Genomic DNA, 15271 nt, shown 5'->3' with positions numbered 1-15271 from the left:
GACCGTCGCGTGACGCCCGCCCCGACCCGCACGCGGGGCTCGGCCGTCGAGGTGCTGCTGGCGTTTCTGAAGCTCGGGCTGACGTCGTTCGGCGGCCCCGTCGCCCACCTCGGTTACTTCCGCACCGAGTTTGTGGCGCGGCGCGCGTGGCTGAGCGACCGGGACTACGCCGACCTGGTCGCGCTGTGCCAGTTCCTGCCGGGCCCGGCCAGCAGCCAGGTCGGCATCGCGCTGGGACTGGGGCGCGCCGGATGGCTGGGCGCGCTGGGCGCGTGGGTCGCTTTCACGGCGCCGTCCGCTGTCGCCCTCATGCTGTTTGCGCTGGGTGTCAACCATTGGTCGGGGCTGGCGCAATCCGGCGCGGTCCACGGCCTCAAGGTGGCGGCGGTGGCCATCGTCGCGCAGGCCGTGTGGGGCATGTCCCGGGCACTGTGCCCCGACCGCCTGAGGGCAGGCATCGCCGTCGCCGCCGCGCTGCTCGTGCTGGCCGTGCCGTCGGCGCTGGGCCAGGTGGGCGCCATCATCGCGGGCGGCATCGCGGGGCGACGGGCGTTGCGCCTCGAACGCCTGCCGGCCGCGCAGCACCGGGATCACGGCGTCGGCAAGAAGACAGGGGCGGCGTTGCTGCTGCTCTTCGGTCTGCTGCTCTTGCTTCTGCCGTTGCTGGCTGCTGCAGTGCGGGCACCGACGCTGTCGGTCATTGCGTCCGTCTACCAGTCAGGCGCGCTGGTGTTCGGTGGCGGGCATGTGGTGCTGCCGCTACTGCAGGTCAGCGTCGTGCCGAACGGTATCGTCACCAACGATGCGTTCCTGGCCGGCTACGGTGCGGCACAGGCGGTACCGGGCCCGTTGTTTACGTTTGCCGCGTACCTGGGCGCCGTGATGACGGGACCCATCGGAGGGTGGGCCGGCGGCCTGATGTTGCTGGTCGCCATCTTCGTGCCCGCCTTCCTGCTGGTGGCAGGCGCGCTGCCGTTCTGGGAGTCGCTGCGCCAGCGCGATGCCGTGCGGTGTGCGATGGCCGGCGTCAACGCCGCCGTGGTCGGGGTGCTGGGCGCCGCGTTGTACGACCCGGTGTGGACAAGCGCCATCCATTCGCGCACCGATTTCTGCCTGGCGCTGGCCGCCTTCGGCCTGCTGGTGTGGGGCCGGCAGTCGACCGTGCTGGTGGTGGCGCTGGCGGCCGTTGCCGGCTGGCTGGCCGCGCCGTGAACGGGCGCAGCAGCGCAGCCAGCGTTCAGCGCGCCGCGGGCAACGCGCCCGGCAGATGGGTCGCCTCGCGCCAGCCCAGCAGCTTGCGCAGCGCGGGGTCCACCGACAGCGGCTGCAGGCCGTCGGGCGCCCAGGCCAGCTCGTAGCGGCGCAGGTCGGGGCTGCGGAATACCGCACCGTCGGGCGCCGCGAACGCCCTGCCCTTGCCCTCCAGCGACGGCTGTGCCTTGCGGAACTCGTCCAGCGTCGCGTAGTTCGTCTGGCAGGCCGCGCCCGCCGCGCCCGGGATAGGCGCCCAGCTGACCAGCGGCTGGGCGGCGCCCATGCCGGTGGCGCGGATGTAGGTGTTGCCGTCCACGCGCGTGGTCATCGGCGCGGTCACGGTGCCGCACACCTTGGGTGGCTGCTCGAAGCGCAGCAGCGGCCCCTTCACGCCGGCATCGGCCACCAGCAGGTTGCCTTCGAAGACGTGGCCCACGCGCTCGTTCACGTCCGGCCCGGTCTGCGGATGCCAACCGAAGTGGTCGCCCTGGGCGCTGCGCTCGTTGCGGTCAATCAGCACCGGCGAGTTGACGAAGGTGTTGTGGTGGAACTTGGCGCCCGCGCTGTTCAGGATGCGCGCGCCCTGCTGGTTGTTGACGAACACGTTACCGCCCACCGTCAGGCCATTGGATATCTCGAAGAAAACGCCCGCCATCGTGCCTTCGACATAGTTGTTGACGAACACGCCGTCGCGATTGCCCACGTCCCACCAGACGCCGTTGGAATGCGGCTGCTCGACGACCAGGTTGTCACGCACCACCACTCGGTGCGACTGGTTGAAGATCTTCACCGCGGCCGGGTAGTAGCCGGTCAGCCGCTCGACGTTGTTGCGCCGGATCAGGTTGCGCTCCAGCAGCACGTCCGACGAGCCGATCACGTAGATGCCCTCGGTGCTGGTGTCGCTGATCATCGAATTGCGGATGACCAGCTTGTCGCCGCGGAAGAAGCCGGCCACGCGCGAGCAGTGGCTGATGGTGACGTTCTCCAGCACCGTGCCGACGACCTCCTTGCCATGCTCGCTCTCGGGCGACGGACCGACCGGGTCGTCGGTGGGCTCTTCCGAAACCAGCGTCGCCGGCTTCTTGCCCTCGATGTCGATGGCGCGGTAGGCGTACTGCGTCAGCGTGAGGCCGCGCATCGTGAAGCCCTTGCGGTCGGACGGCTTGCCATGCACGCTGCGCGACGGTCGGTGCAGCGCCACGTCGTGCGCGGTGATCTCCACCGTGCGGCCCGCCGGGTTCACGCCGATGTAGACATGGCCCTTGGCGTAATCGATGTAGAAGCCCTTGCCGCCGACCACCTCGCCGGCCCAGCCTGCGGAGGGCAGCGCCTCGCCGTCGATGAAGACCATGTCGTTGTTGAACCGGTGAAGTGGCGTGACCATGCCCTCGCGGTCGGCATGCCACCAGCCCAGCGGCTGGGCCGGGAACAGCGTCTTCCACGTCGTGCGCCAGACGTTGTTGGGCAAGGCCTGCCACTCGGTGGCCACGCGCGTGCCCTTCAGCACCGGCGTCTCGTCCAGGTAAGGCTGGATCGTGACGCCCTGGTTCAGCTGCAGCCCGCCGGTGCGGTAGGTGCCGCCACGCAGCACGATGGCGTCGCCCGTGACGACGCGCGCCATGGCCGTCTCCAGCGTGGTGGGCTGCGCCAGCGACGCGCCGGTCGCATCGGCCCGGCCATCGGGCGCGACGAAATAGACATGCGCCGCCTTCGGCACGGCGTAGCGTTGCGGCACCGGGCCGTAGGGCCCGCCAGAGGGCTGGGCCCAGATGCTGGTAGCGGCCAACAGGCCAAGAGTGCCGATGCAGCGGCGCAGGGACAAGGCCCGGGTGATGGGGGTAGGCATGCAGTCTCCAGTGATTTACATCGCGAACGGTAGCGCTACCAATCGCTGAAGGCCGGACGCTATCACGGTTGCGCCCGTTCCATCCTGAATCGGTCTCAGCGCGTCGCGAGTGGCACCTGGCGGATGCTGCCGTCGGCCTCGTAGACCAGCGGCGCCACGGCGATAGAGCGGCGGTGGCTGCCACCGCCGGGCAGCAGGTTGTCGTGGAAGAACAGCCAGGTCTTGCCCTCGTGCTCGACGATGGCCTGGTGGTTGGTGGAGATCTTCAGGTAGTCCAGTACCAGTCCCCGGTCGGTGAACGGCCCCAGCGGCGAGCGGCCCGTGGCGTAGCGGATCTGCCCCGGCCAGCCTGTCGAGTAGGTGAAGTAGTAAACCCCGCCCCGCTCGTGCAGGAAAGGCGCCTCGCCGTAGGTGCGCTTGGCCTCCTTGCTGAGGCCGTCAATCTGCACATCGACGATGGGGCCGTCCAGGCTTGCCATGTCGCCCTTCAGCTTGACGACCTTGGGCACGCGGGTGCCGAAGTACAGGTAGGCCTGACCGTCCTTGTCGACGAAGACGGCAGGGTCGATGGGCTCGTCGCCGGCGTTGGCGTCGCGTGCCTTGTCCACCAGCGCGTCGCTGCGCGCGTCGACGAAGCCGCCATCGGGCCGGTCCGACACGGCCACGCCGATCTTGTCGCCGCCCACGGGCGCGTAGAAGAAATACTTGCCGTGGCGGAACGCTGCCTCCGGTGCCCAGGCTTTGGCATCCGGCTTGGCCCACTTGAAAACCGACACACCCAGCGGCACGCCGGCGTCGGTCCAGGTCGTCAGGTCCGGCGACGTGTAGAGCCGCCAGCTCGTCGAGTCCCAGTACTTGCCGGAGTTGGACTCGTCGTCGGTGGCGTAAACATGAAAGACGCCCTTGAACACATGCGGCGACGGGTCGGCGGAGAAGCGTGGCGAAATTGGCTGCAAGCCCTGCGCCGTGGCGGTCAGCGCCGCACACGTCAGCAGGGCGAGGGTGAGAAGCTGTCGCATGGATCGGCCGATGGGTTGCGTGACACTGCCAGAGCATAGGAACTGCCCCGCCCGGTGAGGCCGTACGCCCGTCATCAATCACCAAGATGAGCGCAGCACCCGTCTTGCCCGCCACCCCGGTCACTAGCATCACCGCCCCATGAGCCCCCACCTTCCCCGCCGCCGCGTCCTGCAGGGCGCCGCCGCCACGTTGCTGCCTGCGCTGCCCTTGGGCGCCGTGCAGGCCCAGCTGCTATCGGCCCCGTCGCCGCGCTTCACCATCGGCACGCACGACTTCCTGCTGGACGGCAAGCCGCTGCAGATCCGCTGTGGCGAGATGCACTTCGCCCGCGTGCCGCGCGCCTACTGGCGGCACCGGCTGCTGGCCATCAAGGCCATGGGGCTGAACGCCGTCTGCGCCTACCTGTTCTGGAACTTCCACGAATGGCGCGAGGGCCGTTACGACTGGGCCGCGCAGCGCGACGCCGCCGCGTTCTGCAAGCTGGCGCATGAGCTGGGGCTGTGGGTCATCTTGCGGCCCGGCCCCTACGCCTGCGCCGAATGGGAGATGGGCGGCCTGCCCTGGTGGCTGTTGAAGCACCCCGGCGACGCCTTCCTGCGCACACGCGATGCCGCCTTCGTGGAGCCCGCGCGACGCTGGATGCGCGAAGTCGGCCGCGTCCTGGCACCGCAGCAGATCACGCGCGGCGGCGGCATTCTGATGGTGCAGGTGGAGAACGAGTACGGCTTCTTCGGCGACGACCTGGCCTACATGCGCGTCATGCGCCATGCGCTGTTGGACGGCGGCTTCGACGTGCCGCTGTTCCAGTGCAACCCGACCAACGCGGTCGCGAGGACGCACATCCCCGAGCTGCTGTCGGTGGCCAATTTCGGCAGCGACCCGAAGCGCGGTTTCGACGCACTGAAGGCCGTTCAACAAGGCCCGCTGATGTGCGGCGAGTACTACTCCGGCTGGTTCGACACATGGGGCACGCCGCATCGCAAGGGCGACTCGACCAAGGCCGTCGCCGACATCGCATGGATGCTGCAGGCCGGCGGCTCGTTCAGCCTCTACATGGCGCACGGCGGCACCAGTTTCGGCCTGTGGGGCGGCTGCGACCGGCCCTTCCGCCCCGACACCAGCAGCTACGACTACGACGCGCCCATCAGCGAGGCCGGCTGGACCGGCCAGAAGTTCGCCGCCTACCGCGACGGCATGCGCCCGTTCCTGCCGGCGGGCGAGACGCTGCCGCCGCCCCCGCCGCGCAACCCGGTCATCACCATCCCCCCCTTCACGCTGAAGGAAGCCGCGCCGGTGCTGGCCAACCTGCCGCCGCGCGTACTGCACGACGTGTCGCCGCGCCCCGTCGAGGCCTACGACATCAGCCGCGGCATCGTGGTCTACCGCGCCACGCTGCCCGCCGGGCCGGCCGGCGTGCTGGAGGCCGCCAAGGCGCGCGACCTGGCCTGGGTGTTCGTGGACGGCGAGCAGGTCGGCACCTTCGACACCCGCCACCGCCGCTACCGCGTCAGGCTGCCCGCGCGCACGAAACCGGTCACTGTCGAGATCCTGCTCTACACCATCGCCCGCGTGAACTTCGGCGTGGAGGTGCACGACCGCAAGGGCCTGCACGGCCCGGTGACATTCTCGGCAAAGGACGGCGCCGCGCAGGCCGTCGAGAACTGGGAGATCCGCGCCATCGACTTCGACGCCGACGCCGCGCTGCCACCGCTGAAGTTCCGGGCCGCCGGCCCCACCGCCTCACGCGGCGCCGCGTTCTGGCGCGGGTCCTTCAGCGTGAGAGCCACCGGCGACACCTTCCTCGACATGTCCCACTGGGGCCAGGGCATCGTCTGGGTCAACGGCCAGTGCCTGGGCCGCTACTGGAGCATCGGCCCAACGCAGACCATGTATCTGCCGGGCCCGTGGCTGCGCTTGGGGCGCAACGACATCGTCGTGCTGGACCTGACCGGCCCGCGGCGCGCCGAGGTGTCAGGGCTTGCCACGCCGATCCTCGACCGCCTGCGGCCCGAGCTGGACCTGCCGCACCCGGCCCGTAAAGCGCGCCCTCAGCTGGACGGCGTCAAGCCCGTGCTGGAGGGTGAATTCGCATCCGGCGGCGCCACGCAGCTGCTGCGCTTCCCGGTCGCCGCCACCGGCCGCTACTTCGCGCTGGAGGTGCCGGATCAGGACGTTGCCGCCATCGCCGAGATCGCGCTGCTGGACGCCGCGAACAAGCCGCTGAACCAGTCCAACTGGACCATCGCCTACGTCAGCAGCGAGGAGCAGCTGCAGGCGGATGGCTCCGCGCTGAACGCCATCAACGGCCAGAACTCCGACTACTGGATCAGTGCGTACAGCACGGCACCGGCCGCAGCACCGCCGCACCGGCTCATCGTCGACATGGGCCGCAGTGTCGAGGTCTCGGCGCTGCGCTATACGCCGCGGCAGGGGCCGGACGGCGTGCCCGGCCGCATCCGCCGCTACCGCGCCTACCTGGGCAATGGTTTGGTGGACGAGCCCGAAGACTGAACCAGCCCCAAGGCGAGCGCGATGCCCACCAGCACGATCGCGCCGCCCGCCACCATCTGCGCCGTGACGGCTTCGTGCAGGAACAGCGCCCCCCACAGGATGGCGAACAGCGGGATCAGGAAGGTCACTGACACCGCGTTCGTCGGGCCCACGCGGCTCATCAGGCGGAAGTACATCAGGTAGGCCAGCGCCGTGCACAAGCTGGCCAGCGCCAGCGCGCTGCCCCAGGCCACGGCGCCCGGCAATGCCGCGGGCCACTTCCAGGCCGCGGGCAGTGCCAGCAGCAGCGAGGCAGCGGCCTGGCTGCCCGTGGCCACGGCCAGCGGCGGCACGCCGGTCAGCCAGCGCTTGGTCGCGTTGGCGGCCAGGCCGTAGCACAGCGTGGCCACCGCGCAGGCCAGCACGGCCCACAGGCCGGTGTGGTCGGCGCCTGGCTTGAAGCTCGCCTTGTCCCACGCCAGGAAGGCCACGCCCGCGAAGCCGATCACCAGCCCCAGCACGCGCAGCTTCGTCAGCCCCTGGCGCAGCCAGACAAAGGCGACGATGGCCGTCCACAGCGGCGTCGTCGCGTTGACGATGCTGGACAGGCCCGCAGTGATGGATAGCGCCGCGAACGAGAACAGCGCGAACGGGATGGCACTGTTCAGCGCGCCCACCAGTAGCAGGGGCTTCCAGTGCGTGCGCAGCGCCCCCAGGCCGCCGCGCGACGCCAGCAATGGACTCAGCAAGATCGTGGCCAGGCCCACACGAACGAACGCCAGCGCGAGGGGACCGAATTCATGCGCGCCCAGCCGCATGAACAGGAAGGAAGCGCCCCACAGCGCCGCGAGCAACACCAGCTCGCCGAGATCGAAGGTCTTCATGCGTCGGCATTCTCCAGGCGCAGCAAGACCTGCTTGCGATGCAGCCCGCCGGCATAGCCTGTGAGAGACCCGTCAGCGCCGACGACACGGTGGCAGGGCACCAGCACCGAGATGGGGTTGCGCCCCACCGCCGCGCCTAGCGCACGTGCGGCACTGGCCCGGCCCAGCCGCGCGGCCAGCGCGCCATAGGTGTCGGGCACGCCCGCCGGAATCTCCAGCAGCGCCTGCCAGACCGCACGCTGGAAGGCCGTGCCGGCCGGGTCCAGCGGCGGCAGCTGGAAAGCCTTGCCGCTGAAATAGGCCGTCAGCGCGGTGGCCGTGGCCGACAGCACCGGGTCGCTGCCATCGTCGTGCGGCACCTGCAGCGTGCCGGGGTGGTGCTTCTGGTCGTCGAACCACAGGCCCGACAGGCCCGCGGCGCTGCGAGCGGCCGTCAGCGGGCCTAGCGGCGTGGCGATTCGGCGTTGCAGGATGTGGTGGTTCATGCGTGTCTCCAGAGATGCAGGACGGCGTAGCTGCGAAAAGGGCGCCAGCGTTCGGCCGCTTCGAGATAGTTGGTGGGCGACACCAGAGGCCCGCCGGCGCTGAGCGCCTTGCGCAGCACCACGTCGCCCGGCGGGAAGGCATCGGGCCAGCTCCAGCCGCGCATCAGCATGTAGCTGGCCGTCCAGGGGCCGATGCCGGGGATGTCGCACAGCTGCGCCGCCGCCGCTTCCGGCGTGCCCTCGCGGCGCGCGAACGCCAGCGTGGGCCAGGCCTGCGCCAGCGCGATGAGGCTGTCGGCGCGACGGCCGATGATGCCCAGCGACGCGATGTCGTCACGGGTCGCAGTGGCGATGCGTTCGGGCGTCGGGAACAGGCGTGTGCAGTCCTCAGGCGCATCGGCCAGCACGTCGCCGAAACGCTGGACGAAGCGCCCCGCCAGCGTGCGCGCCGCAGCGACCGTCACCTGCTGGCCCAGCACGGCGCGCACGGTCAGCTCGAAGCGGTCCAGGCAGCCCGGCAGGCGCTGCCCGGCGACAACACCTTCGCCCAGCGACGACGCGATCGCCTCGGGGTCGGCATCCAGGTCCAGCCAGCGCCGCAGCCGCGGCAGCAGCGAGCCGACGGCCGGCCACAGCGTCGATGACAGTTCGATGGCGACCTCACCCGGCTTCTCGAACGTGACGCGCAACCAACCCTCGTGGCGTTGCCCGGCATGCACCAGCGCGAGGCTGCGCGTGATGCGGTCGTCGCCGACAACCTCCACGCCAGCCACCGCGCGCGGCGCCAGGAAGGCCAGCACGCCGGCCACGTCGTAGGGCTCGCGGTAGCTCAGCCGCAGGCGTGACAGCGGCGCCCTGCTCCCACCCTGCTTCCTGAGTGCGCTGGGCTGCAGCCGGTAATGCTCAAGGAAGGCGGCGTTGAAGCGCCGCAGGCTGGCAAAGCCGGCCGCGAACGCGACCTCGTGGACGGGCAGCGCGCTATCGGTCAGCAAGGCCTTGGCCAGAAGCAGGCGGCGCGTCTGCAGGTATTGCAGCGGCGCCACGCCGTGCTCGGCCTGGAAGATGCGACGCAGGTGGCGGCTGGTAATGCCGAGGTGGGTCGCCAGGTCTTCAAGGCTGGCATCGGCGTCGTCGCAAGAATCCAGCCACGTGGCGGCCTGGGCAGCGAGCGTGCGCGACGCGTCCATCGTCGTCCAGGGCAGCGCGCGCGGCGCGAGCTCGGGCCGGCACTTCATGCAAGGGCGAAAACGCTCGGCCTCGGCCTGCGCCGCCGTCGAGAAAAAGCGGCAGTTCTCGCGCCGCGGCAGGCGCACGCGGCAGACCGGGCGGCAGTAGATCCCGGTGGACGTGACGCCCACGTAGAGCCGGCCATCGAAGCGTGCGTCGCGCGCCTGCAGGGCAGCGTAAGCGGCATCTGGCGGCAGGGTCTCGGACAACATGGCAGGCAGTCTAGGCCGCGAGGCGGCCAGCATCTGGCAGTTTTCGGACATGCCCCTGGCAGCGCCAGGAGCCGCCGTCACATCGCCTTGAACAGGTGGACGTAGGCGCGGCTGACGGGCAGCTCGCGCCCCTGGCCGCGCACGCGCACGAATAGCCGGCTTTGCTCGTCGCGGCGTGTGCCGGCGAGGTGGTCCAGGTTGATGATGGTGGAGCGGTGCACCTGCCAGAAGCGGTCCGGGTCCAGTTGGCCGGCCAGTTCGAAGATGGGCGTGCGGATCAGGTGCTCGGCCGTGCCCGTCTGCACGATGGTGTACTTGTCGTCGGCGTGGAAAAACAGCACGTCGTCAACCGGCACCTGGTGCACCAGGTCGCCCTGCGCCGCGCGGATGTAGCGCAGCCGGGCCGGTGCAGCGGCCGCGCCTACCACGCCAGGCAGCAGGCGTTTCAGCGTCTCCGCGAGCGCGCCTTCTGGGCCGTCCGGGCCGCCACCTCCCGGCGCGGCCTCGCGCAGCCGCGCCACGCAGCCGGCCAGCCGCTCGGCCTTCAGCGGCTTCAGCAGGTAGTCCACCGCGCGTGCCTCGAAGGCCTCCACGGCGTACTGGTCGTAGGCCGTCACGAAGATCACGCGCGTGCTGCCCTCGATGCCCTGGGCCACCTCCAGCCCGGTCAGGCCGGGCATCTGGATGTCCAGGAAGGCGAAGTCGGGCTCCAGCTGCGCGATGGCCTGCGCCGCTTCGACGCCGTTGGCGGCGATCTTCACGATCTGCAGTTCGGGCCAGGCCTGCGCGAGCTGGGCGCTCAGGTACTGGGCCAGATGGGTTTCGTCGTCGGCGATGAGTGCGGTGGGCATGGTTCAGGTGTCGAGTGGAATGCGGATGCGGGCGCGCGTGCCGCCGTCATCGCGGCGCTGCAGCTCCAGCGTGGCGGCGGCGCCCCAACGGGTGGCGAGCCGCTCGCGGATGTTGGCCAGTGCGACGCCGTTGCCGGGGCGCCGGCGCGGGCCGTCCAGCCCCTGGCCGTCGTCCTCGACGTCGATGCACAGCCCGCTGGCCTCGCGGCGGGCCGTCACGGCGATCTCACCGCCGGCGATCTGCGGCTCCAGGCCATGGTGGATGGCGTTCTCCACCAGGGGCTGGACCAGCAGCGGCGGCAGCTCGACGCCGCTCAGCGCGGCCGGCAGGTCCAGCCGCAGGCGCAGCCGCTCGCCCATGCGCAACTGCATCAGGCCCAGGTACGCCTCCAGCATGCCGAACTCCTGCGCCAGCGTCGTCGACTCGCCGCGCAGTTGACCGAGGCTGGCGCGCAGGTAGTCGGTGAAGCGTTCCAGCATCAGCTTGGCCCGGTCGGGGTCGAAGTCGATAAGGCTTTGCACGTTGGCCAGCGTGTTGAACAGGAAGTGCGGCTCGATCTGGCCCTGCAGCAGCTTCAGCTGCGCCTCGGTGATGCGCGCCTGCATCTGCTCCTGCTTCCAGCGGGCGCGGTAGCGCCAGCCGAGGAAGCCGGAAATCACCACCGAGATGCCGAGGAACTGCCCCCAGAAGGCGGGCTTGGCCAGCGCCCTGCTCCAGCCAGGCAAGCCCCAGGCCGCATTCACCGCCGCCAAGCCGATGACGATGCCGACCGCCGAGCAGGCTACCGACACCCCGGCGTAGAACAGCCCGGCGCGCCAGTCGCGCCAGCCGACGATGGCGTCGATCCAGCGCTGCGGGGCGAGTTTCTCGAAGCCGCGAAAAACCAGGAAGAAGCAGCTCGTCACGCAGGCGCTGACGAGCAGGTGCCCCGCCAGGTCGTGCCGCCACCAGGACGCCGCACCGAGACGACCGTTCTGCAGGCCGTGGATGGTGGCGAAGAAGAAGCCGAATCCCAGCAGCCACAGCAGGTAGATCAGCAGCCGCACGCGCAGCCGATCCGGGCGGTGCTTCATCAGCGTGCGCTGATGGCGCAGAGCCTGGGCGAATTCCTGGGTGAAGGTCATGGCCGCGAGTGTAGGAAGCCGCCTCGGCATGCCCCTTGCATGAGTGACGGATCGACAGGCGGCGCGATGAATGGCAAGACACCCCCATGCCTACAATCCGGCCCGCTTTCAAATCCAGCTACCGAGGGAATTCATGCAGGTCAACGCTTCCATCTTCAAAGCCTATGACATCCGCGGTGTCGTCGGCACGACCTTGGACGAGGCGCTCGCCGAACACCTGGGCAAGTCCTTCGGCACCGAAGCCAAGGCGCTGGGTGAAAAAGCCGTGGCCGTGGGTCGTGATGGCCGACTGTCGGGCCCCGGCCTGGTGGCCGCGCTGATCCGCGGCATCGCGTCGACCGGCCTGGACGTCGTCGACATCGGCGCCGTGACGACGCCCATGCTGTACTACGTGGCCGCCACGCGCGGCAAGCACGGCTGCAACTCCGGCATCATGGTTACCGGCAGCCACAACCCCAAGGATTACAACGGCTTCAAGATGGTGCTCAAGGGCGCCGCCGTCTACGGTGAGCAGATCCAGGGCCTCAAGAAGCGCATCGAGGCCGAGGACTACGCCACTGGGAAGGGTCGCGTGGGCACGATGGACGTCGGCCCCGAGTACGCCGCCCGCATCGTCAAGGACTGCAAGTTGGCGCGCCCGATGAAGGTCGTCGTCGACAGCGGCAACGGCATCCCTGGCGCCTCGGCCCCGGCCATCCTGCGCGCGCTGGGCTGCGAGGTCGTCGACATCTTCTCCAAGGTGGACGGCGACTTCCCCAACCACCACCCGGACCCGAGCCGCCCCGAGAACCTGGAAGACCTGAAGAAGATCGTCCACGCTACCGATGCTGAACTGGGCCTGGCCTTCGACGGCGACGGCGACCGCCTTGGCATCGTCACGAAGGACGGCGAAATGATCATGCCAGACCGGCAGATCATGCTTCTGGCCGCCGATATCCTGAAGCGCCAGCCCGGTGCGGAGATCATTTTCGACGTCAAGTGCACGCAACGCCTGGCACCGTGGATCACCGAACACGGCGGCAAGCCGCTGATGTGGATGACCGGCCACTCGCTGGCCAAGGCGAAGCTGAAGGAAACCGGCGCGCCGCTGGCCGGCGAGCTGTCGGGCCACATCTTCTTCGCCGAGCGCTGGTACGGTTTTGACGACGCGATGTACACGGCCGGCCGCATGCTGGAGATCCTGTCCCGCGACGCCGACCCCAGCGCCACACTGAAGGGCCTGCCCAACAGCTTCAATACGCCCGAGATCAACGTGCCCTGCGCCGAAGGCGAGCACCACGAGGTCGTCAAGCAGCTCAAGGAGCTGGTCACGCTGGCCGACCTGCCCGGCGCTGTGGAGATCAACACCATCGACGGCATGCGCTTCGAGTACGCGGATGGCTTCGGCCTGATCCGTCCGTCCAACACCACGCCGGTGCTGGTGCTGCGCTTCGAAGGCCACACGCCCGAGGCGCTGGAGCGCATCCAGCACGATGTGCTGGCCCAGCTCAAGCGCGTGAAGCCGGACGCGACGTTTGCCGCTGGCCACTGAGCTCGCTCATGCAGAGCAGCTCGAGCGCCTGGATGACCCTGCCCCTGCTTGGGCTGGGGCTGCTTTGCGTCCTGCCGGCACTGCTGTGCTGGCGTAGCGTCGTGCGATACGACCAGCCGAGGGTCTGGCTGGTCGAGTTTCTTTCCATGCCGCTGATGGGAGCGCTGCTGTACCTGCTCTGGCCCATGGGACTGAAGTCGAGGCCAACCCATCGCAGCGGTTGGCGGGGTTGAGGCAGGCGGCAGCAGAGCCGCCTTTTACTCGCACAGGGCGGAAACACCATGCCATTGATCGGCGGCCTGTACTTCCTGATCGCACTGCTGTGCGCGGTCCATGCCGTGCGCAGCGGCCAGCCGCTGTACTGGCTGCTCATCCTGTTCATGTTCCCGTTCCTGGGCAGCGTGGTCTACCTGTTCGCGGTCTATCTGCCTAACTCGCGCGTGCAGCGCAGCGCCACGCGGTCGGTGTCCGCCGTGGCTCGTGCGATGGACCCGGGCCGCGATGTGCGCGAGGCCCGCGCGGCGCTGGAGGTGTCGCCCACGGCGCAGCACCAGATGCGCCTGGCCGAGGCGCTGCTGGCATCAGGCGATGCGGCGGAGGCCGCCCGCATCTTCGAGTCCACGCTGAGCGGCCCCTTCGCCAACGACCCCGACATGCGCTTCGGCGCCGCACGGGCCCACGTAGCCTGCGAGCGCTTTGACGCCGCCCTGCCTCATCTGATCGCCCTGCTGGCCGACCGTCCCGGCTTCCGCCCTGACCAGGTCCTGCTGCTGCTGGCCCGCAGCCACGCCGGCACCGGCAACAGCGCCGCAGCGCGCGAGCACTTCGAGGCTGCCGTGAGCCGGCATGCCAGCTTCGAGGCGCATGCCGAGTACCTGATCTGGGCACTGGACAGCGGCGACACCGTAACCGCCACGCGGCTGCAGGCCGAGGCCGACCGCCAGGTGAAGCTCTGGAACGCCGGTAGCCGCCATCTCAACGAACCCGTCATGCAGCGCCTGCGGGCCGCGCAGGCCCGCGCCAGGAAAGCCGGTTGATGCGCCAAGCTCTGGCGCTGGTCCTGTACGGCGCCGCGCTGCGTCTGTTGACGCCTTTGTACCTGCTGCGCCTGTGGCGTCGCGGCGCCCAGGAGCCGCTGTATCGCCATGCGCTCGGCGAGCGTCTGGGCTTCTACGACGGTCGCACGGAACGCGGCCGCTTCTGGATACATGCCGTGTCGCTGGGCGAGACGCGCGCGGCCAGCGCGCTCATCACTGCGCTGCGCGAACGCGAGCCCGCGCTGCGCGTGCTGTTGACGCACTCGACTGCCACGGGCCGCGAGGCCGGTGCGGCGCTGCTGCAGCACCTGGGCGAAGGCCACGCGCAGGCGTGGCTGCCCTATGACAGCCCCGGCGCTGTGCGCCGCTTCCTGCGCCACTGGCAGCCACGCCTGGGCGTGCTGATGGAGACCGAGGTCTGGCCCACGCTGCAGCGCGAGGCCGAGCTGGCCCGCCTGCCCATGGTGTTGGCGAACGCCCGCCTGTCCGAGAAAAGCCTGCGCCAGGGCCTGCGGTTCGCATCGCTGTTGCGCCCGGCAGCGCGCCGCCTGCGGCTGGCGCTGGCGCAGACCGAACCCGATGCGGCTCGTATCCGCGCGATGGGCGCGCCGCGAGTGGAGGTGGCCGGCAACCTCAAGTACGACATCGCCGTGGACGCCACGCTGATCGCCCGCGGCCAGGCCTGGGCGGCGCTGTTGGCCCGCCCCGTGCTGATGCTGGCCGTCAGCCGCGAAGGGGAGGAAGCCGCGCTGCTGGCCGCGTGGACGCAGCTGCCTGCCAGTGCGCGGCCCTTGCTCGCCATCGTGCCCCGCCACCCGCAGCGCTTCGACGAGGTCGCCGCACTCGTGAAAACAGCCGGGTTGACGCTGGCGCGGCGCAGCACGTGGAGCGACGCACCGCCGGCAGAGGCCCTGATGGTAGACATCTGGCTGGGCGACTCGATGCGCGAGATGCCGCTGTACTACGGCCTGGCGAGCGTCGCGCTGCTGGGTGGCAGCTTTGAGCCGCTGGGTGGCCAGAACCTCATCGAGGCCGCCGCGTGCGGCTGCCCGGTGCTGGCGGGGCCGCACACGTTCAATTTCGCCGAGGCCACCACGCTCGCGCTGTCGGCGGGCGCGGCCGAGCGCTGCACCGACCTCAGCGCGGCGGTGCAGCGCGGCCTGCAACTGTGTGCCGACGACGCGGCGCGCGAGGCCATGGGCGCGCAGGCGCTCGCATTCGCCACCGCGCATCGCGGCGCGGCGGCGCGCATGGCGGACACGCTGCTGCAACTGATCTGACGCCGCGCAGGCTGCGTGCAAATGCGTAC

13 protein-coding genes are annotated in these 15271 nt (G+C 70.0%); 6 read left to right on the top strand and 7 right to left on the bottom strand.

Going from position 1 to position 15271, the window contains the following annotated elements; all coding sequences use genetic code 11:
- Positions 1–9 precede the first annotated feature (9 nt).
- Complete coding sequence (gene chrA / locus ACG02S_RS05160; protein ID WP_394469372.1) at positions 10–1212, top strand: chromate efflux transporter; 1203 nt, start codon at positions 10–12, stop codon at positions 1210–1212.
- Between the two features lie 25 nt (positions 1213–1237).
- Here the strand turns inward: chrA and ACG02S_RS05155 are convergent, their stop codons facing one another.
- Together ACG02S_RS05155 and ACG02S_RS05150 are read right to left on the bottom strand one after the other, a co-directional pair.
- Complete coding sequence (locus tag ACG02S_RS05155; RefSeq protein ID WP_394469371.1) at positions 1238–3100, bottom strand: right-handed parallel beta-helix repeat-containing protein; 1863 nt, start codon at positions 3098–3100, stop codon at positions 1238–1240.
- Between the two features lie 95 nt (positions 3101–3195).
- Positions 3196–4119: a family 43 glycosylhydrolase gene (locus ACG02S_RS05150; protein ID WP_394469370.1), complete on the bottom strand. Its 924-nt coding sequence runs from the start codon at positions 4117–4119 to the stop codon at positions 3196–3198.
- 139 nt (positions 4120–4258) lie between these two features.
- Here ACG02S_RS05150 and ACG02S_RS05145 point away from each other — a divergent pair, with 139 nt between their 5' ends.
- Complete coding sequence (locus ACG02S_RS05145; protein ID WP_394469369.1) at positions 4259–6631, top strand: beta-galactosidase; 2373 nt, start codon at positions 4259–4261, stop codon at positions 6629–6631.
- On the opposite strand, the gene ACG02S_RS05140 is transcribed toward ACG02S_RS05145, so the two are convergent.
- The 5 genes from ACG02S_RS05140 to ACG02S_RS05120 all read right to left on the bottom strand — a co-directional run bounded on the left by ACG02S_RS05140 (position 6592) and on the right by ACG02S_RS05120 (position 11394).
- Entirely contained in the window at positions 6592–7494 is a 903-nt protein-coding gene (locus ACG02S_RS05140; RefSeq protein WP_394469368.1) for a DMT family transporter, read from the bottom strand. The genes ACG02S_RS05145 and ACG02S_RS05140 overlap by 40 nt on opposite strands.
- On the bottom strand, positions 7491–7979 hold the full coding sequence (locus ACG02S_RS05135; protein WP_394469367.1) for a methylated-DNA--[protein]-cysteine S-methyltransferase: 489 nt from the start codon (positions 7977–7979) through the stop codon (positions 7491–7493). Before ACG02S_RS05135 ends, ACG02S_RS05140 begins: the two co-directional genes overlap by 4 nt.
- A complete protein-coding gene (locus ACG02S_RS05130; RefSeq protein WP_394469366.1) occupies positions 7976–9418 on the bottom strand; it encodes an Ada metal-binding domain-containing protein in 1443 nt (480 codons plus the stop codon). The genes ACG02S_RS05135 and ACG02S_RS05130 overlap by 4 nt, the downstream gene beginning before the upstream one ends.
- A 77-nt stretch (positions 9419–9495) precedes the next feature.
- Entirely contained in the window at positions 9496–10269 is a 774-nt protein-coding gene (locus ACG02S_RS05125) for a LytR/AlgR family response regulator transcription factor (protein ID WP_394469365.1), read from the bottom strand.
- Positions 10270–10272: 3 nt separating this feature from the next.
- A complete protein-coding gene (locus ACG02S_RS05120) occupies positions 10273–11394 on the bottom strand; it encodes a sensor histidine kinase (protein ID WP_394469364.1) in 1122 nt (373 codons plus the stop codon).
- 133 nt (positions 11395–11527) lie between these two features.
- On the opposite strand from ACG02S_RS05120, the gene ACG02S_RS05115 reads away from it, so the two are divergent.
- The 4 genes from ACG02S_RS05115 to ACG02S_RS05100 are packed head-to-tail and all read left to right on the top strand — an operon-like array spanning position 11528 to position 15242.
- On the top strand, positions 11528–12925 hold the full coding sequence (locus ACG02S_RS05115; protein WP_394469363.1) for a phosphomannomutase/phosphoglucomutase: 1398 nt from the start codon (positions 11528–11530) through the stop codon (positions 12923–12925).
- 32 nt (positions 12926–12957) lie between these two features.
- Positions 12958–13158 (top strand): hypothetical protein, encoded by a 201-nt coding sequence (locus tag ACG02S_RS05110; protein ID WP_394469362.1) that lies wholly within the window; start codon positions 12958–12960, stop codon positions 13156–13158.
- Between the two features lie 48 nt (positions 13159–13206).
- Entirely contained in the window at positions 13207–13962 is a 756-nt protein-coding gene (locus ACG02S_RS05105; RefSeq protein ID WP_394469361.1) for a tetratricopeptide repeat protein, read from the top strand.
- Positions 13962–15242: a 3-deoxy-D-manno-octulosonic acid transferase gene (locus ACG02S_RS05100; protein ID WP_394469360.1), complete on the top strand. Its 1281-nt coding sequence runs from the start codon at positions 13962–13964 to the stop codon at positions 15240–15242. Before ACG02S_RS05105 ends, ACG02S_RS05100 begins: the two co-directional genes overlap by 1 nt.
- The last annotated feature ends 29 nt before the right edge of the window (positions 15243–15271 follow it).

Origin of the sequence: Pelomonas dachongensis (assembly GCF_043555865.1) — a bacterium.
GTDB lineage: Bacteria > Pseudomonadota > Gammaproteobacteria > Burkholderiales > Burkholderiaceae_C > Pelomonas > Pelomonas dachongensis.
Note: the sequence above shows the minus strand (reverse complement) of the source record. Positions and strands in the feature narration are given on the sequence as shown.

Bases quoted from the DNA above. Each gene is read 5' to 3' on its own strand.
- ACG02S_RS05100 (WP_394469360.1), top strand. From the start codon at position 13,962: ATGCGCCAAGCTCTGGCGCTGGTCCTGTACGGCGCCGCGCTGCGTCTG.
- ACG02S_RS05135 (WP_394469367.1), bottom strand. From the start codon at position 7,979: ATGAACCACCACATCCTGCAACGCCGAATCGCCACGCCGCTAGGCCCG.
- ACG02S_RS05140 (WP_394469368.1), bottom strand. From the start codon at position 7,494: ATGAAGACCTTCGATCTCGGCGAGCTGGTGTTGCTCGCGGCGCTGTGG.
- ACG02S_RS05145 (WP_394469369.1), top strand. From the start codon at position 4,259: ATGAGCCCCCACCTTCCCCGCCGCCGCGTCCTGCAGGGCGCCGCCGCC.
- ACG02S_RS05155 (WP_394469371.1), bottom strand. From the start codon at position 3,100: ATGCCTACCCCCATCACCCGGGCCTTGTCCCTGCGCCGCTGCATCGGC.
- ACG02S_RS05150 (WP_394469370.1), bottom strand. From the start codon at position 4,119: ATGCGACAGCTTCTCACCCTCGCCCTGCTGACGTGTGCGGCGCTGACC.
- ACG02S_RS05110 (WP_394469362.1), top strand. From the start codon at position 12,958: ATGACCCTGCCCCTGCTTGGGCTGGGGCTGCTTTGCGTCCTGCCGGCA.
- ACG02S_RS05105 (WP_394469361.1), top strand. From the start codon at position 13,207: ATGCCATTGATCGGCGGCCTGTACTTCCTGATCGCACTGCTGTGCGCG.
- ACG02S_RS05125 (WP_394469365.1), bottom strand. From the start codon at position 10,269: ATGCCCACCGCACTCATCGCCGACGACGAAACCCATCTGGCCCAGTAC.
- ACG02S_RS05115 (WP_394469363.1), top strand. From the start codon at position 11,528: ATGCAGGTCAACGCTTCCATCTTCAAAGCCTATGACATCCGCGGTGTC.
- ACG02S_RS05130 (WP_394469366.1), bottom strand. From the start codon at position 9,418: ATGTTGTCCGAGACCCTGCCGCCAGATGCCGCTTACGCTGCCCTGCAG.
- ACG02S_RS05120 (WP_394469364.1), bottom strand. From the start codon at position 11,394: ATGACCTTCACCCAGGAATTCGCCCAGGCTCTGCGCCATCAGCGCACG.